This is a genomic window from Mycobacterium europaeum (assembly GCF_002102155.1).
GTDB lineage: Bacteria > Actinomycetota > Actinomycetes > Mycobacteriales > Mycobacteriaceae > Mycobacterium > Mycobacterium europaeum.
Map to the genome: position 1 here is coordinate 1 of NZ_LQOU01000019.1, position 21,476 is coordinate 21,476.

At 69.1% G+C, this 21,476-nt stretch carries 20 protein-coding genes; 13 read left to right on the forward strand and 7 right to left on the reverse strand.

The annotated features are described in order from the left end of the window. The 11 genes from AWC03_RS09430 to proB form a co-directional block, all read left to right on the forward strand. Window positions 1-315, forward strand: a 315-nt coding sequence (locus AWC03_RS09430; protein WP_249025857.1) for a transglycosylase family protein, incomplete at its 5' end; no start/stop codon positions are given. A 74-nt stretch (window positions 316-389) separates the two neighbouring features. Continuing rightward, complete coding sequence (locus AWC03_RS09435; RefSeq protein WP_085240233.1) at window positions 390-1,649, forward strand: saccharopine dehydrogenase family protein; 1,260 nt, start codon at window positions 390-392, stop codon at window positions 1,647-1,649. A 62-nt stretch (window positions 1,650-1,711) separates the two neighbouring features. Then, a complete protein-coding gene (locus AWC03_RS09440) occupies window positions 1,712-4,369 on the forward strand; it encodes a valine--tRNA ligase (protein WP_085240234.1) in 2,658 nt (885 codons plus the stop codon). Between the two features lie 7 nt (window positions 4,370-4,376). Beyond that, on the forward strand, window positions 4,377-5,834 hold the full coding sequence (folC, locus tag AWC03_RS09445) for a bifunctional tetrahydrofolate synthase/dihydrofolate synthase (RefSeq protein WP_085240235.1): 1,458 nt from the start codon (window positions 4,377-4,379) through the stop codon (window positions 5,832-5,834). Beyond that, complete coding sequence (locus tag AWC03_RS09450) at window positions 5,831-6,181, forward strand: DUF4233 domain-containing protein (protein WP_085240236.1); 351 nt, start codon at window positions 5,831-5,833, stop codon at window positions 6,179-6,181. The genes folC and AWC03_RS09450 overlap by 4 nt, the downstream gene beginning before the upstream one ends. Window positions 6,182-6,242: 61 nt before the next feature. Then, window positions 6,243-6,653, forward strand: a complete 411-nt coding sequence (gene ndk, locus AWC03_RS09455) for a nucleoside-diphosphate kinase (RefSeq protein ID WP_085240237.1) — start codon at window positions 6,243-6,245, stop codon at window positions 6,651-6,653. Between the two features lie 327 nt (window positions 6,654-6,980). Then, complete coding sequence (gene rne / locus AWC03_RS09460; RefSeq protein WP_085240238.1) at window positions 6,981-9,830, forward strand: ribonuclease E; 2,850 nt, start codon at window positions 6,981-6,983, stop codon at window positions 9,828-9,830. A 194-nt stretch (window positions 9,831-10,024) separates the two neighbouring features. Next, window positions 10,025-10,336 carry a 50S ribosomal protein L21 gene (rplU, locus tag AWC03_RS09465; protein WP_007169506.1) on the forward strand — a complete coding sequence of 104 codons (312 nt, stop codon included), beginning with the start codon at window positions 10,025-10,027 and terminating at the stop codon, window positions 10,334-10,336. Between the two features lie 15 nt (window positions 10,337-10,351). Next, window positions 10,352-10,606, forward strand: coding sequence for a 50S ribosomal protein L27 (rpmA, locus tag AWC03_RS09470; protein ID WP_085240239.1), 255 nt, complete (start codon window positions 10,352-10,354; stop codon window positions 10,604-10,606). A 101-nt stretch (window positions 10,607-10,707) separates the two neighbouring features. After that, on the forward strand, window positions 10,708-12,150 hold the full coding sequence (gene obgE, locus AWC03_RS09475; protein ID WP_085240240.1) for a GTPase ObgE: 1,443 nt from the start codon (window positions 10,708-10,710) through the stop codon (window positions 12,148-12,150). Further along, window positions 12,147-13,250 carry a glutamate 5-kinase gene (gene proB, locus AWC03_RS09480; RefSeq protein WP_085240241.1) on the forward strand — a complete coding sequence of 368 codons (1,104 nt, stop codon included), beginning with the start codon at window positions 12,147-12,149 and terminating at the stop codon, window positions 13,248-13,250. The genes obgE and proB overlap by 4 nt, the downstream gene beginning before the upstream one ends. 5 nt (window positions 13,251-13,255) lie before the next feature. On the opposite strand, the gene AWC03_RS09485 is transcribed toward proB, so the two are convergent. From AWC03_RS09485 to AWC03_RS09495, 3 genes are all read right to left on the reverse strand, one after another. Continuing rightward, on the reverse strand, window positions 13,256-13,681 hold the full coding sequence (locus AWC03_RS09485) for a DUF5313 domain-containing protein (RefSeq protein WP_085240242.1): 426 nt from the start codon (window positions 13,679-13,681) through the stop codon (window positions 13,256-13,258). Between the two features lie 8 nt (window positions 13,682-13,689). Beyond that, complete coding sequence (locus AWC03_RS09490; RefSeq protein ID WP_085240243.1) at window positions 13,690-14,193, reverse strand: MarR family winged helix-turn-helix transcriptional regulator; 504 nt, start codon at window positions 14,191-14,193, stop codon at window positions 13,690-13,692. 83 nt (window positions 14,194-14,276) lie between these two features. Further along, window positions 14,277-14,927, reverse strand: a complete 651-nt coding sequence (locus tag AWC03_RS09495) for a TetR/AcrR family transcriptional regulator (protein WP_085240244.1) — start codon at window positions 14,925-14,927, stop codon at window positions 14,277-14,279. A 105-nt stretch (window positions 14,928-15,032) separates the two neighbouring features. Between AWC03_RS09495 and AWC03_RS09500 the strand changes: the two genes are divergently transcribed. Continuing rightward, window positions 15,033-16,310 (forward strand): cytochrome P450, encoded by a 1,278-nt coding sequence (locus tag AWC03_RS09500; RefSeq protein ID WP_085240245.1) that lies wholly within the window; start codon window positions 15,033-15,035, stop codon window positions 16,308-16,310. Here AWC03_RS09500 and AWC03_RS09505 read toward each other — a convergent pair. Both AWC03_RS09505 and AWC03_RS09510 read right to left on the reverse strand, forming a co-directional pair. Beyond that, the gene (locus tag AWC03_RS09505) at window positions 16,307-17,155 is read right to left on the reverse strand and encodes an NAD-dependent protein deacetylase (RefSeq protein ID WP_085240246.1); all 849 of its coding nucleotides are present in this window, start codon (window positions 17,153-17,155) and stop codon (window positions 16,307-16,309) included. The two genes, AWC03_RS09500 and AWC03_RS09505, sit on opposite strands and share 4 nt — an antisense overlap. Window positions 17,156-17,219: 64 nt before the next feature. Beyond that, complete coding sequence (locus AWC03_RS09510; protein WP_085240247.1) at window positions 17,220-17,759, reverse strand: cysteine hydrolase family protein; 540 nt, start codon at window positions 17,757-17,759, stop codon at window positions 17,220-17,222. A 59-nt stretch (window positions 17,760-17,818) separates the two neighbouring features. On the opposite strand from AWC03_RS09510, the gene AWC03_RS09515 reads away from it, so the two are divergent. After that, a complete protein-coding gene (locus tag AWC03_RS09515) occupies window positions 17,819-19,861 on the forward strand; it encodes an NAD(+) synthase (protein WP_085240248.1) in 2,043 nt (680 codons plus the stop codon). A gap of 52 nt (window positions 19,862-19,913) precedes the next feature. Here the strand turns inward: AWC03_RS09515 and AWC03_RS09520 are convergent, their stop codons facing one another. Both AWC03_RS09520 and AWC03_RS09525 read right to left on the reverse strand, forming a co-directional pair. After that, window positions 19,914-20,321, reverse strand: a complete 408-nt coding sequence (locus AWC03_RS09520) for a hypothetical protein (protein ID WP_085240249.1) — start codon at window positions 20,319-20,321, stop codon at window positions 19,914-19,916. 95 nt (window positions 20,322-20,416) lie between these two features. After that, window positions 20,417-21,295 (reverse strand): ribokinase, encoded by an 879-nt coding sequence (locus AWC03_RS09525; RefSeq protein ID WP_085240250.1) that lies wholly within the window; start codon window positions 21,293-21,295, stop codon window positions 20,417-20,419. Window positions 21,296-21,476: the final 181 nt, after the last annotated feature.

Genomic DNA, 21,476 nt, shown 5'->3' on the forward strand with positions numbered 1-21,476 from the left:
CCGCCGCCGGCACCCGCGGGCTTCGACCCCAACGTGCCGCCGCCCCCGGGCCCGGAGGCCCCGCCGCCCCCGCCTGTCCGCGCCTACAGCGTGAACTGGGACGCCATCGCGCAGTGCGAGTCGGGTGGCAACTGGTCGATCAGCACCGGTAACGGGTTCTCCGGGGGCCTGCAGTTCACCCCGAGCACCTGGCGCGCCAACGGCGGGTCGGGCTCTCCCGCCGGCGCGAGCCGCGAGGAGCAGATCCGGGTGGCCGAGAACGTGCTGCACTCGCAGGGCATCGGCGCGTGGCCGGTCTGCGGGCGTCGCGGCTGACGACCCACAACGCAGTAGTAAGTAGTGCCGGGCCATTGGCCCGGCACTACTTATCTGCGGGTAGCGTCGGGCCCGTGACCGCAACGCCGCGCGAATTCGACATCGTGTTGTACGGGGCGACCGGCTTCGTCGGGAAGTTGACCGCCGAATACCTGGCCCGGACGGGGCCGGAAACCCGGGTGGCACTGGCCGGCAGATCGACCGAGCGCTTACGGGCCGTCCGCGAGACCCTTGGCCAGGCCGCGCAATCCTGGCCGCTGGTCGCCGCCGACGCCTCGTCGCCGTCGACGCTGAACGAGATGGCCGCCCGCACCCAGGTCGTCATCACCACGGTCGGGCCGTACACCCGCTACGGGCTGCCACTGGTGGCCGCGTGCGCGGCGGCGGGCACCGACTACGCCGACCTGACCGGCGAGGCGATGTTCGTCCGCGAGAGCATCGACCTGTACCACAAGCAGGCCGCCGACACCGGCGCGCGCATCGTGCACGCCTGCGGATTCGACTCCGTTCCCTCGGACCTCAGCGTGTACGCGCTCTACCGGGCGGCGCGGGACGACGGCACCGGCGAACTCGGCGACACCGACCTGGTGGTCCGGTCCTTCTCGGGTGGGGTGTCCGGCGGAACCGTGGCGTCGATGCTGGAAGTGCTGGACACCGCATCCCGCGATCCCGACGCCCGCCGCCAGCTCGCCGACCCGTACACGTTGACCACCGACCGCAGCGCGGAACCGGAGATCGGCCCCCAGCCCGACCTGCCGTGGCGCCGCGGTCGTCAGATCGCACCGGAGCTGACCGGCGTGTGGACATCGGGATTCGTGATGGCGCCCTACAACACCCGCATCGTGCGGCGCAGCAACGCGTTACTGGACTGGGCCTACGGCCGCCACTTCCGCTACACCGAAAGCATGAGCCTGGGGTCGTCCCCGCTGGCCCCGCTGGCATCCGCGGCGGTAGGCGGGGTCGCCAACGCCACCTTCGGATTGGGCAGCCGCTACTTCCGGCTGCTGCCGCGCCGGCTGGTGGAGCGCATCGTGCCCAAGCCCGGGACCGGCCCCGGCCCGGCGGCGCGCGAGCGCGGTTTCTACAAGCTCGAGACCTACACCACCACAACCACCGGCGCGCGTTATGTCGCGCGCATGGAGCAGCGCGGCGACCCCGGCTACAAGGCGACCTCGGTGCTGCTGGGGGAGTGCGGCCTCGCGCTCGCGTTCGACCGCGACAAGCTGCCCGACCTGCACGGCGTGCTGACCCCGGCGGCGGCGATGGGCGATGCCCTGCTGGACAGGTTCCCCGCCGCGGGTGTGACGCTGCAGGTCGACCGGCTGGGGAAGTGACCCCGCTCACCTGCGATTTGGGCACCTACATCGGAGCAAACGGCGCTCCCTAGAATTGACGGGTGACCGCCAGCCGCAGCCCCGCCACCGACCTGCCCAAGTCGTGGGATCCGGGTGCCGCCGAAAGCGCGATCTACCAGAAATGGCTCGACGCGGGCTACTTCGAGGCGGACCCGACGAGCGCCAAGCCCGGGTACTCGATCGTGTTGCCGCCGCCGAACGTGACCGGCAGCCTGCACATGGGCCACGCGCTGGAACACACCATGATGGACGCCCTGACCCGTCGCAAACGGATGCAGGGATATGAGGTGTTGTGGCAGCCGGGCATGGACCACGCGGGTATCGCGACCCAGAGCGTGGTGGAAAAGCAGCTCGCGGTGGACGGCAAGACCAAAGAGGACTTCGGCCGTGAGCTGTTCGTCGAAAAGGTCTGGGACTGGAAGCGGCAGTCCGGCGGTGCCATCGGCGGTCAGATGCGCCGGCTCGGCGACGGGGTCGCGTGGAGCCGCGACCGGTTCACCATGGACGAGGGTCTGTCGCGGGCGGTCCGCACGATCTTCAAGCGGCTCTACGACGCGGGGCTGATTTATCAGGCCGAGCGGCTGGTCAACTGGTCCCCGGTGCTGCAGACGGCCATCTCCGACATCGAGGTCGTCTACGACGAGGTCGAGGGCGAGCTGGTCTCCTTCCGGTACGGCTCGCTCAACGACGACGAGCCGCACATCGTGGTGGCGACCACCCGGGTCGAGACGATGCTGGGCGACACCGCCATCGCCGTGCATCCGGACGACACGCGCTACACGCGTCTGGTCGGGACGACGCTGCCGCACCCGTTCCTCGATCGCGAGGTCGTGGTCGTCGCCGACGAGCACGTCGATCCCGAGTTCGGCACCGGAGCGGTCAAAGTCACGCCCGCGCATGATCCCAACGACTTCGAGATCGGGCTGCGGCATAACCTGCCGATGCCCAGCATCATGGACGCCAGGGCCGTTATCGCCGGCACGGGAACCGAATTCGACGGCATGGACCGGTTCGAGGCCCGCGTGGCGGTGCGCGAAGCGCTGGCGGCTCAGGGCCGCATCGTGGAGGAGAAGCGGCCCTATCTGCACAGCGTCGGGCATTCGGAGCGAAGCGGCGAGGTCATCGAGCCCCGCCTGTCGCTGCAGTGGTGGGTGAAGGTCGAGTCGCTCGCCAAGGCTGCGGGCGACGCGGTTCGCAACGGGGACACCGTGATTCATCCGGCCAGCATGGAGCCGCGGTGGTTCGGCTGGGTCGACGACATGCGCGACTGGTGCATCTCGCGGCAGCTGTGGTGGGGCCACCGGATCCCGATCTGGTACGGGCCGGGCGGCGAGCAGGTGTGCGTCGGCCCGGACGAGACGCCGCCGGAGGGCTGGGAGCAGGACCCCGACGTGCTGGACACCTGGTTCTCCTCGGCCCTTTGGCCGTTCTCCACGCTGGGCTGGCCGGACAAGACCCCGGAGCTGGAAAAGTTCTATCCAACAAGCGTTTTGGTCACCGGATACGACATCTTGTTCTTCTGGGTGGCCCGCATGATGATGTTCGGCACTTTCGTCGGCGGCGACCAGGCCATCACCCTCGACGGCCGCCGCGGACCGCAGGTGCCGTTCACCGACGTGTTCCTGCACGGCCTGATCCGCGACGAGTTCGGCCGCAAGATGAGCAAGTCCAGGGGCAATGTCGTCGACCCGCTGGACTGGATGGACAGCTTCGGGGCCGACGCCCTGCGGTTCACGCTGGCCCGCGGCGCCAACCCCGGAGGTGACCTGGCCGTCGGCGAGGACGCCGTGCGGGCATCCCGCAATTTCTGTACGAAGCTGTTCAACGCGACCCGGTACGCGTTGCTGAACGGCGCCCGCGTCGCGCCGCTGCCGGCGCAGGACGAACTCACCGACGCCGACCGGTGGATCCTGGGACGGCTGGAAGAGGTTCGCGCCGAAGTCGATTCGGCCCTCGACGACTACGAGTTCAGCCGCGCCTGCGAGGCGCTCTACCACTTCGCGTGGGACGAATTCTGCGACTGGTACGTCGAATTGGCCAAGACGCAGCTGGCCGAGGGCAATGCCCACACCACCGCGGTCCTCGCCGCGGTGCTGGACACCCTGCTGCGGTTGCTGCACCCCGTCATCCCGTTCCTCACCGAGGCGTTGTGGCAGGCCCTGACCGGCCAGGAGTCGCTGGTGATCGCAGCCTGGCCGGAGCCTTCCGGTATAGAGCTGGATCACGTTGCCGCGCAACGGATCAGCGATATGCAGCGGCTGGTAACCGAGGTCCGCCGGTTCCGCAGCGACCAGGGCCTGGCCGACCGGCAGAAGGTGCCGGCCCGGCTCGGCGGCGTGAATGCGGCGGATCTGGGCGCTCAGGTGTCCGCCGTGACGTCGCTGGCCTGGCTCACCGCGCCGGGCGACGACTTCCAGTCGTCGGTGTCGTTGGAAGTGCGACTGGGCCCCCACATGAACCACACCGTCGTCGTCGAGATCGACACCTCGGGCACCATCGACGTCGCCGCCGAACGCCGCCGCCTGGAGAAAGACCTCGCCGCGGCTCAAAAGGAACTGGCGTCGACCACCGCGAAACTGGCCAACGAGGACTTCCTGTCCAAGGCCCCGCAGAACGTCGTGGACAAGATCCGGGACCGTCAGCGCGTGGCCCAGGACGAGACCGACCGGATCACCGCGCGGCTGGTCGGGCTGCAATGAGTGCTCGATGACCGAGCCCTGCGACTGGCCCGAAAACGGCCGCGAAAGCGACGGCGCCACCGGCTTGGCTCCCACCCCGGACGAGATCGCCGCGCTGCTTCAGGTCGAGCATCTGCTCGACCAACGCTGGCCGGAGACCAAGATCGAGCCGAGCCTGACCCGGATCAGCGCCTTGATGGACCTGCTGGGCTCGCCGCAGCGGGCCTATCCCTCGATCCACATCACCGGCACCAACGGCAAGACCTCGGTGGCGCGCATGGTCGACGCGCTGGTGACCGCCCTGCATCGGCGCACCGGGCGGACCACCAGCCCGCACCTGCAATCGGCGGTCGAGCGCATCGCGGTCGACGGCCGGCCGATCACCCCGGCCCAGTACGTGGCGACCTATCGGGAGATCGAGCCCTTCGTGCAGATGATCGACGCCCAGTCGCAGGCCGGCGGCGGGCCGGCGATGAGCAAGTTCGAGGTACTGACCGCCATGGCGTTCGCCGCGTTCGCCGACGCGCCCGTCGACGTCGCGGTCATCGAGGTCGGCATGGGCGGGCGGTGGGACGCGACCAACGTCGTCGACGCGCCGGTGGCGGTCATCACCCCGATCGGCATCGACCACGTGGAGTACCTCGGTGAGGACATCACCGCGATCGCCGGCGAAAAGGCGGGCATCATCACCAAGGCCCCTGACGGCGCGCCCGACACCGTCGCCGTGATCGCGCGGCAGGCGCCGGAGGCGATGGAGGTGCTGCTGGCCCAGGCCGTCCGCGCCGACGCCGCGGTGGCCCGCGAGGATTCGGAGTTCGCGGTGTTGGGCCGTCAGGTCGCGATCGGTGGTCAGGTGCTGCAACTGCAGGGCCTCGGCGGGGTGTATTCCGACGTCTATCTGCCGCTGCACGGTGAACACCAGGCCCATAACGCGGCGGTGGCGCTCGCGGCGGTGGAAGCCTTCTTCGGCGCCGGCGCGCAGCGGCAACTCGACGTCGAGGCGGTGCGGGCCGGATTCGCCGCCGTCACCAGCCCCGGCCGCCTGGAACGCATGCGCAGCGCCCCCACCGTGTTCATCGACGCCGCCCACAATCCGGCCGGTGCGGCCGCGCTGGCGCGGGCGCTGCGCGACGAATTCGACTTCCGCTACCTGGTCGGTGTGCTCAGCGTGCTGGGCGACAAGGACGTCAACGGCATCCTCGCCGCACTCGAGCCGGTGTTCGACGCCGTCGTCGTGACCCACAACGGGTCGCCGCGGGCCCTGGACGTCGAGTCGCTGGCGCTGGCCGCGGGGGAGCGATTCGGGCCCGATCGGGTCACGACCGCCGAGAACCTGCGCGATGCGATCGACGTCGCGACCGCCCTGGTCGACGACGCGACCGTGGCAGGGGACGCCGAGGCCTTCTCCGGCACCGGGATCGTCATCACCGGCTCGGTCGTCACGGCCGGGGCGGCACGCACCCTGTTCGGTCGGGATCCGGAATGACCGACCAGAACCGGACGGACCCCTGGAAGAGCTTCGGCGCGGTGATGGCCGCGACGCTGCTCCTGGAAGCGATCGTGGTGCTGCTGGCGATTCCGGTGGTGAGCGCGGTCGGCGGCGGGCTGACGCCGGTGACGCTGGGTTACCTGATCGGCGTGGCGGCGCTGCTCATCCTGCTGGGCGGGGTGCAGCGCAAACCGTGGGCGATCTGGGTGAACCTGGGCGTGCAACTGCTCCTGCTGGCGGGCTTCGCGGTGTATCCGGGTGTCGGGTTCATCGGGGTCCTGTTCACCGGGTTGTGGGCCCTGATCGCGTACTTCCGGGCCGAGGTGCGGCGGCGCCAGGGGTAGCGCGGCCCCCTGATCGCCGCTGCCCCGGCCGATTCCCGCCCGGTTCTGTACGCTGTCGGCCGTGACCGAACGGACCCTGGTACTGATCAAGCCGGACGGCGTCGAGCGGCAGCTGATAGGGGAAATCCTCAGCCGCATCGAGCGGAAAGGCCTGACCATCGCCGCGCTGGAGCTGCGGTGCGTCAGCGAGGACCTGGCCGCCCAGCATTACGCCGAGCACGAGGGCAAGCCGTTCTTCGGATCGCTGCTGGAATTCATCACGTCCGGGCCGGTGGTGGCGGCGATCGTCGAGGGACCGCGGGCGATTGCGGCGTTTCGGCAGCTCGCGGGCGGTACCGACCCGGTGGATAAGGCGACACCAGGCACGATCCGGGGCGATTTCGGGCTGGAGACCCAGTTCAACCTCGTGCACGGGTCCGATTCGACCGAGTCCGCCAAGCGTGAAATCGCACTCTGGTTTCCCGGCGCGTAGCGCCCAGCAAACGGGCCGCGCCACGCCGCTGACGGCGCGTTCGCTCGGGGGCGGCTTGGCTCGGGGAGTGATGTGGGATACTGATGAAGGGTGAACGTCGCCGGACCGGCGTCGGACACCCGAATGAAGACTTAGACAAGCGCGATCATCGCCACCCCGCGTTGGTGCGCGGCATGTCAGGCCGTCATTCAGCACGGCGCCGAGTGCGTTCTCCGCGAACCGCTCGGGGCGAGACCATCACAAGCTCGGGGAAAGTCACCCGGGCCCATAGCGAAGCCCTCGCGTGGCCGCGTCGCAAGGACGCGCCCGGGGGCTTGAGGAGAATACGTGGTAGACGGTGCACCATCCGCAGAGTCATCCGAAGAGCCGACCCGGCACGACGAACTGCCGGACCGCCTGAGAGTCCATTCGCTAGCCCGGACGCTGGGAACCACCAGTAAGCGGGTGCTGGACGCCTTGAGCGCGCTCGACGGCCGCATCCGCAGCGCGCACTCCACCGTGGACCGCGACGACGCGGTGCGGGTACGCGACCTGCTGGCCGCCCAGCCCGACCCGGGTGCCGAGGATGTGCCCGCCGCCGTCGTCGCCGGCAGCGCGGGCGACGAAGCCGCCGCCGAACCCGAATCCCGGCTGATGCTCGAGACCACGGTCGAGCGGCCGCACTACATGCCGCTCTTCGTCGCGCCGCAGCCGCTGAAGGCGGACGACGACGACCGGAATGCCGACGACGGCACCGACTCCGACGACTCCGACGATTCCGACGTCGACGACGAAGACGACGAGCAGACCGATCGGCCGGCCAACCGGCGGCGGCGTCGGGGCCGGCGCGGCCGCGGCCGCGGCCGCGGTGAGCAGGGCGGACCGGACAACCAGAACGACGACGACGACGAGCCGCAGCAGCGGCGCCAGAAGGCGGGCCGCGGCGACTCCTCCGACGCCGAGGACGGCGACGACGAAGAGGGCTCCGACTATTCGGACTCCGATGACTCCGACACCGGTGACGACGGTTCGGGGGAGGGCGCCACCCGTCGCCGCCGTAGGCGCCGGCGGCGCAAGTCGGGCTCCGGTGACGACGGCGATGAGAGCCCGTCGCCCGACGACCCGCCCAACACCGTGGTCCACGAGCGCGCGCCCCGCAGCGGCAAGAACGGCGGCGATGGCGGCAACGGCTCGTCGAACGCCGAGATCAAGGGCATCGACGGCTCCACCAGGCTGGAGGCCAAGCGGCAACGGCGCCGCGACGGGCGCGACGCCGGGCGGCGCCGGCCGCCGGTACTGACCGAGGCGGAGTTCCTGGCGCGCCGCGAGGCCGTCGAACGGATCATGGTCGTGCGCGACCGCGTCCGCACCGAGCCGCCGCACCAGGGGGCGCGGTACACCCAGATCGCGGTGCTCGAGGACGGCATCGTCGTCGAGCACTTCGTGACGTCGGCCGCATCCGCCTCGCTGGTCGGCAACATCTACCTCGGGATCGTGCAGAACGTCCTGCCCTCGATGGAGGCGGCGTTCGTCGACATCGGCCGTGGCCGCAACGGCGTGCTCTACGCCGGCGAGGTCAACTGGGAAGCCGCGGGGCTGGGCGGGTCCGACCGCAAGATCGAACAGGCGCTCAAACCGGGCGACTACGTCGTGGTCCAGGTCAGCAAGGACCCCGTCGGGCACAAGGGCGCCCGGCTGACCACCCAGGTGTCGCTGGCCGGCCGGTACCTGGTCTACGTGCCGGGCGCGTCGTCGACGGGGATCAGCCGCAAGCTGCCCGACACCGAACGGCAGCGGCTCAAGGAGATCCTGCGCGAGGTGGTTCCCTCCGATGCCGGGGTGATCATCCGCACGGCCTCCGAGGGCGTCAAAGAGGACGACATCCGCAACGACGTCACCCGGCTGCAGGAGCGCTGGAAGCAGATCGAGGCCAAGGCGACCGAGATCAGCGAGAAGGCCGCCGGTGCGGCGGTCGCGCTCTACGAAGAGCCCGACGTGCTGGTCAAGGTCATCCGCGACCTGTTCAACGAGGACTTCGCGGGCCTGATCGTCTCCGGTGACGAAGCGTGGACGACCATCACCGAATACGTGAATTCCGTTGCGCCCGATCTGGTTTCGAAGCTGAACAAGTATGAGCCGCCCAGCGGCCCGGACGGTCAGGCCGGCCCCGACGTCTTCGCGGTGCACCGCATCGACGAGCAACTGGCCAAGGCGATGGAGCGCAAGGTCTGGCTGCCGTCGGGCGGCACGCTGGTGATCGACCGGACCGAGGCCATGACCGTGGTCGACGTCAACACCGGCAAGTTCACCGGGTCCGGCGGCAACCTCGAACAGACCGTCACCAAGAACAACCTCGAGGCGGCCGAGGAGATCGTGCGCCAACTCCGGCTGCGCGACATCGGCGGCATCGTGGTCATCGACTTCATCGACATGGTCCTCGAATCCAACCGCGACCTGGTGTTGCGGCGGCTGACCGAGGCGCTGGCCCGCGACCGCACCCGCCATCAGGTGTCCGAGGTGACGTCGCTGGGCCTGGTCCAGCTGACCCGCAAGCGGCTGGGTACCGGGCTGATCGAGGCCTTCTCCACGTCGTGCACCCACTGCGGCGGCCGCGGAATCGTGCTGCACACCGACCCCGTCGACTCGGCCCCCTCGAACGGGCGCAAGTCGGAGTCCGGGGGGCGCCGTGGCAGGCGCTCCAAGAAGAACCGCGCCGAGGAGCCGGTGGTGGCCAAAGTGCCCGCGCACGCTCCCGGCGAGCACCCGATGTTCAAGGCGATGGCCGCCGGCGGAACCGCGGGCCGCGACGACGACGAGGAATCCGACGAGGCCGCCGAGGAAGCGATCGGCGAGTTCGATGAGCAGAAGTCCGGGGACGCCGCCGACCTGGAGGGCGCCGACCAGGAGGACTTCGAAGAATCCGACGAGGACACCGACGACGACGCCGACGAGGACACCGACGACGACGAGTCCGACGACGATCTCGAGGACGACGATGACGAGGACCTCGACGACGAGGAAGACCTGGGCGACGACGACGAAGACCTCGAGATGGACGACGACGACGACCTGGACGTCGAGGATGACGACTCCGACGACGGGTCCGAGGCGTCCGGCGAGGCCGGGTCGGGGTTCGGGCGTCCGCGGCGCCGCCGCGCGGCGGGCCGGCCGGCGGGCCCGCCGATCCACGTGGACTGACGGGGCCCAGTTTGACCCTGTAGCCGCTGGTCAAGTACCCTAGGACAGTTGTCGCCAGGCCGTGTGGACTTTGGCCGGCGGCAGCGGGCACCGGGCAATCGGCGTGGACCCGCAACCCAGAGCGCACCGCCGGTGGCTCGCGCGCGAGAGAGCCGAAGAACCGGCTGAGCAGAGGAAAGAAGGCAGGAGCAACGATGGCGACCTACGCAATCGTCAAGACGGGCGGCAAGCAGTACAAGGTCGCCGTCGGGGACGTGGTCAAGGTCGAAAAGCTCGACTCCGACCCGGGCGCGAACGTGTCGCTGCCCGTCACCCTGGTCGTGGACGGCGCGAAGGTGACCACCGACGCCGCCGCGCTGGCCAAGGTGGCGGTGACGGGCGAGGTGCTCGAGCACACCAAGGGCCCCAAGATCCGTATCCACAAGTTCAGGAACAAGACCGGCTACCACAAGCGGCAGGGACACCGTCAGCAGCTGACGGTCCTGAAGGTCACCGGAATCAAGTAGCGGGAGGCGACAGAGATGGCACACAAGAAGGGCGCTTCCAGCTCGCGTAACGGCCGCGACTCCGCCGCTCAGCGGCTGGGCGTCAAGCGATTCGGCGGCCAGATCGTCAAGGCGGGCGAGATCATCGTTCGCCAGCGCGGCACCAAGTTCCACCCCGGCGTGAACGTCGGGCGTGGCGGCGACGACACGTTGTTCGCCAAGGCTGCCGGGGCCGTCGAGTTCGGCATCAAGCGCGGACGCAAAACCGTCAGCATCACGCCCCAGGTCTAGGCCTCGCGGGCCGGGGGCGCCGCGCCCCCGCGCGGGGAAACGCTGCGGCGGCTTCACGAGGTGTATGCGCCCTGGCGTGACTTTCGAAGGGCTGGTATCCGATGCCGCGATTCGTCGATCGGGTGGTCATTCACGCGCGCGCGGGTTCCGGCGGTAACGGCTGCGCGTCGGTTCACCGGGAGAAGTTCAAGCCGCTGGGCGGTCCCGACGGCGGCAACGGTGGCCGCGGCGGCAGCATCGTGTTCGTCGTCGATCCGCAGGTGCACACCCTGCTGGACTTTCACTTCCACCCGCACGTCACCGCCCCGTCGGGCAAACAGGGCATGGGCAACAACCGGGACGGGGCGGCCGGCACGGATCTAGAGGTCAAAGTCCCCGACGGCACCGTCGTATTGGACGAAAACGGCCGGCTGCTGGCCGACCTGGTGGGCGCGGGCACCCGCTTCGAAGCAGCGGCCGGCGGCCGTGGCGGCCTGGGCAATGCGGCGCTGGCGTCGCGCGCCCGCAAGGCCCCCGGCTTCGCCCTGCTCGGCGAACCGGGCGAGGCGCGAGACCTGACGCTCGAGCTCAAGACCGTCGCCGACGCCGGTCTCATCGGGTTTCCCTCGGCCGGTAAATCGTCACTGGTATCGGCGATCTCGGCGGCCAAACCGAAGATCGCGGACTACCCGTTCACCACGCTGGTGCCCAATCTCGGAGTGGTGTCGGCCGGCGAGCAGACGTTCACCGTCGCCGACGTGCCGGGCCTCATTCCCGGCGCATCGCAGGGCCGCGGGCTGGGCCTGGACTTCCTGCGGCACATCGAGCGCTGCGCCGTGCTGGTGCACGTCGTCGACTGTGCCACCTCGGAGCCTGGCCGCGACCCGATCTCCGACATCGACGCGCTGGAAGCCGAGCTCGCCGCCTATACCCCCACCCTGCAGGGTGACACGACACTGGGCGATTTGGCCGAGCGGCCACGCGCGGTGGTGTTGAACAAGATCGACGTGCCCGAGGCGCGTGAGCTCGCCGAATTCGTCCGCGACGAGATCGCCGAGCGCGGCTGGCCGGTGTTCCTCGTGTCGACGGTGTCGCGGGAAGGATTGCAGCCGTTGGTCTTCGGGCTCTGGCGGATGATCTCGGAATACAACGCCGCCCGGCCGCAGGCCGCGCCGCGGCGGCCGGTGATCCGCCCGGTTCCCGTCGACGACAGCGGCTTCACCGTTGAGCCGGACGGCGAGGGCGGCTTCGTGGTCAGCGGCGCCCGGCCGCAGCGGTGGGTTCGGCAGACCAACTTCGACAACGACGAAGCCGTGGGCTATCTCGCCGACCGGCTGGCCCGGCTGGGCGTCGAGGAGGAACTGCTGCGGCTGGGCGCGCAACCCGGCTGCGCCGTGACCATCGGTGACATGACATTCGACTGGGAACCGCAAACGCCTGCGGGACAACACGTTGCGATGTCCGGCCGCGGGAGCGACGTGCGGCTGGAACGCAGCGAGCGCACCGGCGCCGCGGAGCGCAAGGCGGCCCGTCGTCAGCGCCGCGAACGCGGGGACGCGACGTGACCGTCCACCGGGAGGCCATCCGGACCGCGCGCAGCCTGGTGGTCAAGATCGGTACCAACGCGCTGACCACACCATCGGGGGTATTCGACGCCGGCCGGCTGGCCGGGCTGGCCGACGCCATCGAGTCACGCATGAAGGCGGGCACCGATGTCGTCATCGTCTCGTCGGGCGCCATCGCCGCCGGCATCGAACCGCTGGGCTTGGCCCGTCGCCCCAAGGATCTGGCGACCAAGCAGGCCGCCGCCAGCGTCGGGCAGGTCGCGCTGGTGAACGCGTGGAGCGCGGCGTTCGCGCGGTACGGCCGCACGGTCGGCCAGGTGCTGCTGACCGCGCACGACATCTCCATGCGGGCCCAGCACACGAACGCGCAGCGCACCTTGGACCGGCTGCGCGCGCTGCACGCGGTGGCGATCGTCAACGAGAACGACACGGTGGCCACCAACGAGATCCGGTTCGGCGACAACGACCGCCTGTCGGCGCTGGTGGCTCATCTGGTCGGTGCCGAAGCCCTGGTGTTGCTCTCCGACATCGACGGCCTGTACGACGCCGATCCGCGAAAGACGAAGGGCGCCAAGTTCATTGCCGAGGTATCCGGCGCGGCCGACCTGGCCGGTGTGGTCGCCGGCCCCGGCAGCGACCTGGGGACCGGTGGAATGGTGTCGAAGATGTCCTCGGCGTTACTGGCCGCCGACGCCGGGGTGCCGGTCCTGCTCGCCGCCGCGGGCGACGCCGGGACCGCGCTGAGCGACGCCTCGGTCGGCACGGTGTTCGCCGCACGGCCGCAACGGATGTCGGCGCGGCGGTTCTGGGTGCGCTATGCCGCCGAGGCGGCCGGCGCGCTGTCCCTGGACGAGGGCGCGGTGCGCGCGGTGCTGGGCCAGCGGCGCTCGCTGCTGCCCGCCGGTATCACCGGGGTGTCGGGCCGGTTCTATGCCGGAGACGTCGTCGAATTGCACGGCCCGGACGCGGCCATGGTGGCCCGCGGCGTGGTGGCCTACGACGCCACCGAACTGGCGACGATGATCGGGCGGTCGACTTCCGAGCTGCCCGGTGAGTTGCGCCGGCCCGCGGTGCATGCCGACGACCTGGTGGCGGTCTGAGCCGGCTAGCTGAACGGGTTGCTGTTGTCCTGCCACGCCGCCGATTCCGGGCGCGGCCCGAAACGGCGGGCGTAGTCCTCGTGCATCTTCGCCTGCTTCTTGTTCTTGATCACGTCGACCAGGTTCGGGTCCAGGCCGTGCTGCGCCAGCCGGTGTCGACGCCAAACCTTGTTCAACGCCAGCGAGATCAGCAGGGCCCAGATGTAGAGCGGCACCGTCATCTCGGTATGCACGTACAACGACGCGGGCAGCAGCCAGAAGGGCGCGAGAACGAACAGCGGTGGTATGGCCCACCGGATCATGTGCCGGCGCACGGCTCCCTTGCCCGCCAGGTCGTTGGCGACCCATTCGCGCATCGAGCTGGGCAGGCATCGACCGTAGGAGTAGGCGATGTGTTGCCAAATGTTGGGTTTGGTCCTGGTGGTGGTCATGGCGGCTCCTAGGAGGGGGTTCCGGACTGCAATGCGCCCGCTGCCAAGGCGGCCGCGTTGACGCGGGTCAGCACCTCGTGCAGGTGCTGAAGTTCATCGATATCGACGCCCAGACGCGCGACCACGGCCGGCGGAATCTTGGTCGCACGCCGGCGTAAGGCGGTGCCGCTGTCGGTGAGTTTCACCTCGATGGAGCGTTCATCGACGGCACTTCGCGCGCGGGTGATCAGGCCGAGGCCCTCCAGGCGCTTGAGCATGGGCGACAGGGTGGCGGAATCCATCTGCAACGTGGTCGCGATCTCCTTGACCGACAGCGGTTTCCGTTGTCCCGAGGCTGATTTCTGATGGTCCCAGAGCGTCAGCATCACCAGATACTGGGGGTGGGTCAGCCCCAACGGCTCCAAGAGTGGCCGGTAGACCGCCAACACGGCGCGGTTGGTCAGGCTCAACGCGAAACAGACCTGCTGTTCCAGGGAAAGCGGGTCGACCTCGGGCGCGGCAGGTGATGCCATATTCGCATAGTACGCTAATAGATAGCACCCTAACTATGTCGTTCTGGTCACAGTGGCAGTGAAGCCGCCGGGCGACCGTCGCATCAGCGGGCCGAAGCGGGTTTGAGATAGAGGGCTCCCCAGACGATTTCCGCCAGTGTGGCGGCCAGTTCCGGGTCGTAGGCGGGCGGATTGCCCGGGAGGTTCTGCTGGCACGCGCGCTCAACCATCCACGTCAGCGCGCTGGCCGTGGTGGCCGCCGCCAGGCCGGGGCGGATGGACCCGTCGGCCTGGCCTTCTTCGATGACCCGGGTCAGCCGCCCGCTGATCGCCGTCAGCAGGTTGTGGTAGGTCGCGGTCACCAGCGGGTCGTAGCCGGCCATCTCGTTGAGCGCGACCAGCACCGGTTGATGGCGCCGATAGCTGGCGATGATCCCCTCCATCGCGGCGCGGACGTCGTCGGGATCGTGCCGCGACGACACGCTCCACCAGCGATCCGCGCTGTCGGCGAGGTCGGCGAACACCTGATTGGCCAGGCGGCGCAGCAGGTGGCCCTTGTCCTCGAAGTAGATGTAGAAGCTCGCGCGGGAAATGCCGGCCTCGGTCGACAGCCGGTCGACACTGAGCTCGGTGAAACTGGTGCCGCCGCGCATCAACCGCTCGGTGGCGTCGAGTAGCTGCCGCTCGATCTGCTCTCGCCGCTGCTGACGCCCCCGCTCGCGGTTGGCCTGCGGCTTCCGGGTGACCGATGGCATTCAGCCAGCATAGAACCATTTTTGACAGCTTGACTAGACACTCTGTCTAGGAATAGTGTCGCTGACGTCCTGTGACCGAGGTCATACACACTGGAGGTGGGTCCCATGACCCTGACGACCAAGACGTCCGGCGCCCAGCAGCCCGGCCGGGCCTACGACCCGATCGACCTGTCCTCGCGTGCGTTTTGGTCCACGACCGCGGCCGATCGGGAACGTTCGTTCGCGGTGCTGCGGGCCGAGCGGCCGGTGAGCTGGCACCCGCCGGTGGAGGACGCCCTGATGTCCGACCCCGACGATCCGGGCTACTGGGCGATCACGCGTCGCGCCGACATCGTCTCGGTCAGCCGCAACAACGAGGCGTTCCTGTCCGGCCAGGGCGTGATGTTCGAGAACATCCCGGTCGAGTTGCTCGAAGCGTCCCAGTCGTTCCTGGCGATGGACCCGCCGCGACACACCAAGCTGCGCAAGCTCGTCAGCGCCGCGTTCACCCCCAGGCAGATCCGCCGCATCGAGGACTCGATCAGGGCGAACGCCAAGGCCATCGTCGAAGAGCTGCGCGCGGCCGGAAGTGGGGCCGACTTCGTCGACCACTGCGCCAAGCAACTGCCGATCCGCACCCTGTCGGACATGGTGGGGATCCCGGAGTCGGAGCGTGAGCGCGTGGCGCGCGCCGCCGACGCGCTGGTGTCCTGGGCCGACCCCGTCTACCTCGACGGTCGCAACGCGCTGGAGGTCCTGGTCGAAAACCAGGTGTATCTGCACCAGATCGCCGGCACGCTGGCCGCCGAGCGTCGCGAGCGTCCCGGCGACGACCTGTTCAGCGGGCTGGTCAACGCCGAGGTCGACGGCGACCGGCTGACCGACGCGGAGGTGGCAGCCTTCTTCGTGCTGCTTTCCGTGGCCGCCAACGACACCACCCGTCAGACCACCAGCCACGCGATGAAGGCGCTCACCGACTTCGCAGACCAACGTGCCTGGCTGCTGGAGGATTTCGACACCCGGATCGGAACGGCCGTCGAGGAGTTCGTCCGCTGGGCCAGTCCGGTGATGAGCTTCCGCCGCACGGCAGCAACGGATTTCGAGCTCGGTGGCCAGACGATCCGGGCGGGCGAGAAGGTCGTCATGTTCTATCCGTCCGGCAACTGGGACACCGAGGCGTTCGACCACCCGGAGCGCTTCGACCTGAGCCGCAGCCCCAATCCGCACGTCGGCTTCGGCGGCGGCGGGGTGCACTTCTGCCTGGGCGCCCACGTGGCCCGGGCGCAGCTGCGCGCCATCTTCGGCGAGTTGTTGCGCCAGCTGCCCGACATCCAGGCCGGTGACCCGACATACGTGGCGGGCAACTTCATTCACGCCGTCCGCAGCATGCCGTGCACCTTCTAACGCATTGGTAACGGCAACAATTCGTCCGCCAGCAGCGCCAGCAGCTCGGAACAGCCGCCGTCGACCTTGACGGTCGCCAGGTCGTCCCCGCGGGTCCTTCCCCGGTTGATGATGGCGATCGGCATGCCCAGCGCGGCGGCGTGACGCACGAATCGGTAGCCGGAGAACACCGTCAGCGACGAGCCGGCCACCAGCAGCGCGTCAGCTTCGGACACCAGTGAATATGCCCGGTCGACAACATGTTTGGCGACGTTTTCGCCGAAGTAGACGATGTCCGGCTTGAGGATCCCACCGCAGCGCGGGCAGTCGAGATACCGGAACGACGTGGTATCGGCGACGACGGCGTCGGCGTCGGGGGCCACCGCGAGCCCGCCGACCGCTTCGGCGCGCTCGATGAATCCGGGGTTGAGCTCTTCCAGCCGTTCGGCGAGAGCGGCGCGGCTCATGGTGTACCCGCAGCTCAGGCAGACCACTTGGGCGTAGGTGCCGTGCAGATCGACGACGTTGCGGCTGCCGGCCTTGGTGTGCAGCAGGTCGACGTTTTGCGTGATCAGCCCCGTCACCACCGAGGCGTGTTCCAGCGCGGCCAGCGCCCGGTGGCCGGCGTTGGGCAGCGTGTCGTCCATGTGCCGCCAACCGACATGGTTGCGCGCCCAGTAGCGCTGCCTGAAGACGGCGTCCGAGGTGAACTGGCGGATCGTCATGGGATTGCTGGGCGGTGAATCGGGTCCGCGGTAATCGGGGATGCCGGAGTCGGTGGACAGGCCCGCGCCCGTCAGCACCGCGATCCGGCGACCGGCCAGCAGCGCGACCAGCTCCGGCGATTCTGCGCAGTGGGCGGTCACCTCTTCGAGAGTACGGGCGCGAAGGCCCACCGAGGACGTGCTGCGTACCCGCGCGGCGATATCGCTAACCGAGGCACTCCGCGGCCGTGGTGAGCTCGGCCGACATGTTCTGCTCCATCATCTTCAGCGCCGCCGCGCCGAGGTCGGGGTCGATGTGGGCGACGGCGTCGGTGGCGATCACGACGGGGAAGTGGCGCACATAGGCGTCGAGCGCGGTGTAGAGGATGCACTGCTCGGTGACCTGCCCGGTGATGATCAGCCGCTTGGTCTCGAGCCGGTTGAGCAGATACGCCAGCGCGGTCGCGTAGAAGGCGCTGTGTCGCACTTTGGTCATCACGCGGCAGTCCCCGGCCGGAACGATCGGCTTGACCAGATCGGGCCGCGCCCCGTCGAGCGCTGATCCGACGATGTCGGAGAACTGGGCGGCGAAGTCGCCGTAGTTGTCGTTGACGTACACCAGGTCGACGTCGGCGGATTCGCGTGCGCGCCCGACCAGATCGGTCAGCGGGTCGATGATCTTGGCGACATTGGGTATTAGTTCCTCAGCATCGGGATGCTGGTAGGTGTTCATCATGTCGACCACGACCACGGCGGTATCGCTCATGGGAAAGGGGATACCCGGCGGCCACGGGTTGACACCGGGCAGGCGACAATGGAAGGGCGATGGACTTTTACAACGCTTACAGCCAGGGGTTTGTCCGGGTCGCCGCGTGCACGCACCACACCGCGATCGCCGACCCGGCGGCCAACGCGGAGTCGGTCTTGCGGTTGGCGCTCGCCTGCCATGACGACGGCGTCGCGGTGGCCGTGTTTCCCGAGCTGACGTTGTCCGGATACTCCATCGAGGACATCGTCATGCAGGACCTGTTGCTCGACGACGTCAGCAGCGCCGTCGAGAGTATCGTCGCCGCCTCGACCGATCTGCTGCCGGTCCTGGTTGTCGGTGCGCCGCTGCGGTATCGGCAGCGCATCTACAACACCGCCGTCGTGATCCACCGCGGCGCGGTGCTCGGGGTGGCGCCGAAGTCGTACCTGCCCACGTACCGGGAGTTCTACGAACGCCGCCAGATCGCGGCCGGAGACGACGAGCGCGGCACCATCCGGATCTGTGACACCGACGTCCCGTTCGGTCCCGATCTGCTGTTCGCCGCGTCGGATATCCCCGACTTCGTGCTGCACGTCGAAATCTGCGAGGACATGTTCGTGCCGATCCCGCCCAGCGCGGAGGCCGCGCTGGCGGGCGCGACGGTGCTGGCCAACCTGTCCGGCAGCCCCATCACGATCGGCCGTGCCGAGGACCGCTGCCTGTTGGCGCGCTCGGCGTCGGCGCGGTGTCTGGCCGCCTACGTCTACGCCGCCGCCGGGGAGGGCGAGTCGACCACCGATCTGGCCTGGGACGGCCAGACGATGGTATGGGAGAACGGCGAACTGCTGGCCTCCTCGGAGCGCTTCCCGAAGGGGGAGCGGCGCAGCGTCGCCGACGTCGACATCGATCTGCTGCGCTCAGAACGGCTGCGGATGGGCACATTCGACGACAACCGGCGCCACCACCGCGGGTCGGCCGAGTCGTTCCGGCGTATCGGGTTCCGGCTGGACCCGCCGGGCGGCGACATCGGGTTGCGCCGCGACATCGAGCGATTCCCGTTCGTCCCCGCGAACCGCGAACGGTTGGAACAGGATTGCTACGAGGCCTACAACATCCAGGTGTCCGGGCTCGAGCAGCGGCTGCGCGCGCTGGACTACCCGAAGATCGTCATCGGCATCTCCGGTGGCCTGGACTCGACGCACGCGCTGATCGTTGCGGCACGGGCGATGGACCGCGAAGAGCGGCCGCGCAGCGACATTCTGGCGTTCACGCTGCCCGGCTTCGCGACCGGGGAACGCACCAAGCGCAATGCCATCGAGCTGTGCCGCGCATTGGGCGTCACCTTCTCCGAAATCGACATCACCGAGACCGCGATGGTGATGTTCAAGGGCATCGACCACCCGTTCGGGCGCGGGGAGAAGGTCTACGACGTCACCTTCGAGAACGTGCAGGCGGGGCTGCGCACCGACTACCTGTTCCGGCTGGCCAACCAGCGCGGCGGCATCGTGCTCGGCACCGGCGATCTATCCGAGATCGGGCTGGGCTGGTCGACGTACGGGGTGGGCGACCAGATGTCGCACTACAACGTCAACGGCGGTGTTCCGAAGACGCTGATCCAGCACCTGATCCGCTGGGTCATCTCGTCCGGGCAGTTCGAGTCCGACGTCACCGACGTGCTGCAGTCGGTGCTCGACACCGAGATCTCCCCGGAACTCGTCCCGAAGGGCGAAGAGGAAGAGCTGCAGAGCAGCGAGGACAAGGTCGGACCGTATGCGCTGCAAGACTTTTCGCTCTTCCACGTGCTGCGCTACGGATTCCGGCCGTCGAAGATCGCGTTTCTGGCCCGGCATGCGTGGAGCGACCCGGATCGGGGCAACTGGCCACCGGGATTCCCCGAGGACAAGCGACCGACATATTCGCTGAAGGAGATCCGGCACTGGCTGGGAGTGTTCGTGCAGCGGTTCTACTCGTTCAGTCAGTTCAAACGCTCGGCCTTGCCCAACGGGCCCAAGGTGTCGCACGGCGGCGCGCTGTCGCCGCGCGGTGATTGGCGGGCCCCGTCGGACATGTCCGCACGCATCTGGCTCGACGAGATCGAGCGGCAGATCCCCGAGGAGTAGCGCGCCGACGGGCCCGCCCGGTGATCGCCGGGCGGGCCCGCGAGCCTCCGGCTCACGCCCTCGCGCGGCGCCAGCCCTGGTACTGCAGTTCGGCGAACACCAGCGTGTAGGCGCCGGCCGCCAGATTCAACGCGACGCCGGCCGTGGTCAGCGGGAAGACGTCTTCGAGCACCAGAACCACGGCGGCCACCGTGTACGCCAGGTTGGCGATGATGACGCCCATGCCCGCGCGCCGCACCGAGGGCAGGGCGGCGAGGCCGAACACGACCACGCCGTAGCCGATCAAGAGCGCGGCCATGGCGTACTCGAACGTTGTCGTGGTCCCCGAAAGCTCGGCGAGCCGGCCGGCCAGCGGGATACCCGCCAGCCCGACCACGCCGCTGATGACGGCGTCGGCGCGCATGGCCAGTCGCAGCAGGCCGTCCCGGGTGCCGGTGCGGTCGATCGTGGTCGCGGACATGATGTTCCTTTCGTCGATGGCTGATCGCCACCGACGGTGCCCGCGAACCACTGCCAGGTCGACGCCAGACGCTGCCACCTACTGCCAGCCGCAGGTCAGGCGCGTGATTCGAGCGCCGCGTCGATCGCTTCGGCGTCCGGGGCGCAGTTGCCGGCGCCTGGCGTCAGGGTCGCCAGCGCTCCCGCCGCGCAGGCGCGCCGCAACGCGCGCAGTCGCTGGGCGGGAGAACCGGGGTTGCGTGGCCAGCTTCCGGCCAGCACCCCGGCGAAGACGTCCCCCGCCCCGGTGGTATCCACCGCGGCCACCGTGGGTGCGGGCACCACGAAGTCCCCGTCGGCGCCCACGTACCGCGCGCCGCGCGCGCCCAATGTGGTCACCAGGTGGGTGGGGCGCCACGGCCACTGTTCGGCCTCGGCTTCGTTGGCGATCACGACGTCGGCCTGCGCCGCCAGCTCCGACAGCGAGTCTTCGTCCCGCCCGGCCGGTGAGGCGTTGACGATGACGACCGCCCCGGCCGAACGGGCATGCCGTGCCGCCGCCACCGCTGCCCTCACTGGAATTTCCAGCTGCGTCAATAACACGTCGCAGCCGGCGATGACGCTTTTCGCGGCGGGGGTGTCCAGGGTCAGCCGCTCGTTGGCGCCCGGGGCGACCACAATGGTGTTCTCTGCGTCGGCATCGACGACCACGATCGCCGTGCCGCTCGGTCCGGGCGTTTCGGCAATCGCGTCCAACCCGACGCCGTTGGCCAGCAAGTGGGCGCGTAACTGTCCGGCGGCCGGGTCGTCGCCGACCGCGCCGACGAATTGCACCCGTGCCCCCGCCCGCGCCGCCGCCACCGCTTGATTGCCGCCCTTCCCACCTGGTCCGTGGGTGAACGACGAAGCCAGCACCGTATCGCCGGGGCGGGGAAGGGTATCGACGCGCAGCGACATATCCATGTTCACGCTGCCGACCACACATACTTGCGCCATACTCTGACGTTAGCCGGTTGCCAACCCCCGCGTACAGCGCCTTCAACATCGTGAAAAGCCTTGCTCCGTAGGGATTGTCGCGTCTGAATTCAGCATCCGGACTCGTGGTCGCGTGCCGCGGCGAAGCCCTCTCGCACGGCAACTGCAGCGATGGCTGCCCGACTGTCGTGTCCGGCCGTCA

What these genes read in the sequence shown, in the direction of transcription:
- folC (WP_085240235.1), top strand. Translation starts at nt 4,377, where the DNA reads ATGACCGAGCCCTGCGACTGGCCCGAAAACGGCCGCGAAAGCGACGGC.
- AWC03_RS09450 (WP_085240236.1), top strand. Translation starts at nt 5,831, where the DNA reads ATGACCGACCAGAACCGGACGGACCCCTGGAAGAGCTTCGGCGCGGTG.
- rplU (WP_007169506.1), top strand. Translation starts at nt 10,025, where the DNA reads ATGGCGACCTACGCAATCGTCAAGACGGGCGGCAAGCAGTACAAGGTC.
- rpmA (WP_085240239.1), top strand. Translation starts at nt 10,352, where the DNA reads ATGGCACACAAGAAGGGCGCTTCCAGCTCGCGTAACGGCCGCGACTCC.
- obgE (WP_085240240.1), top strand. Translation starts at nt 10,708, where the DNA reads ATGCCGCGATTCGTCGATCGGGTGGTCATTCACGCGCGCGCGGGTTCC.
- AWC03_RS09485 (WP_085240242.1), bottom strand. Translation starts at nt 13,681, where the DNA reads ATGACCACCACCAGGACCAAACCCAACATTTGGCAACACATCGCCTAC.
- AWC03_RS09490 (WP_085240243.1), bottom strand. Translation starts at nt 14,193, where the DNA reads ATGGCATCACCTGCCGCGCCCGAGGTCGACCCGCTTTCCCTGGAACAG.
- AWC03_RS09495 (WP_085240244.1), bottom strand. Translation starts at nt 14,927, where the DNA reads ATGCCATCGGTCACCCGGAAGCCGCAGGCCAACCGCGAGCGGGGGCGT.
- AWC03_RS09500 (WP_085240245.1), top strand. Translation starts at nt 15,033, where the DNA reads ATGACCCTGACGACCAAGACGTCCGGCGCCCAGCAGCCCGGCCGGGCC.
- AWC03_RS09510 (WP_085240247.1), bottom strand. Translation starts at nt 17,759, where the DNA reads ATGAGCGATACCGCCGTGGTCGTGGTCGACATGATGAACACCTACCAG.
- AWC03_RS09515 (WP_085240248.1), top strand. Translation starts at nt 17,819, where the DNA reads ATGGACTTTTACAACGCTTACAGCCAGGGGTTTGTCCGGGTCGCCGCG.
- AWC03_RS09520 (WP_085240249.1), bottom strand. Translation starts at nt 20,321, where the DNA reads ATGTCCGCGACCACGATCGACCGCACCGGCACCCGGGACGGCCTGCTG.
- AWC03_RS09525 (WP_085240250.1), bottom strand. Translation starts at nt 21,295, where the DNA reads ATGGCGCAAGTATGTGTGGTCGGCAGCGTGAACATGGATATGTCGCTG.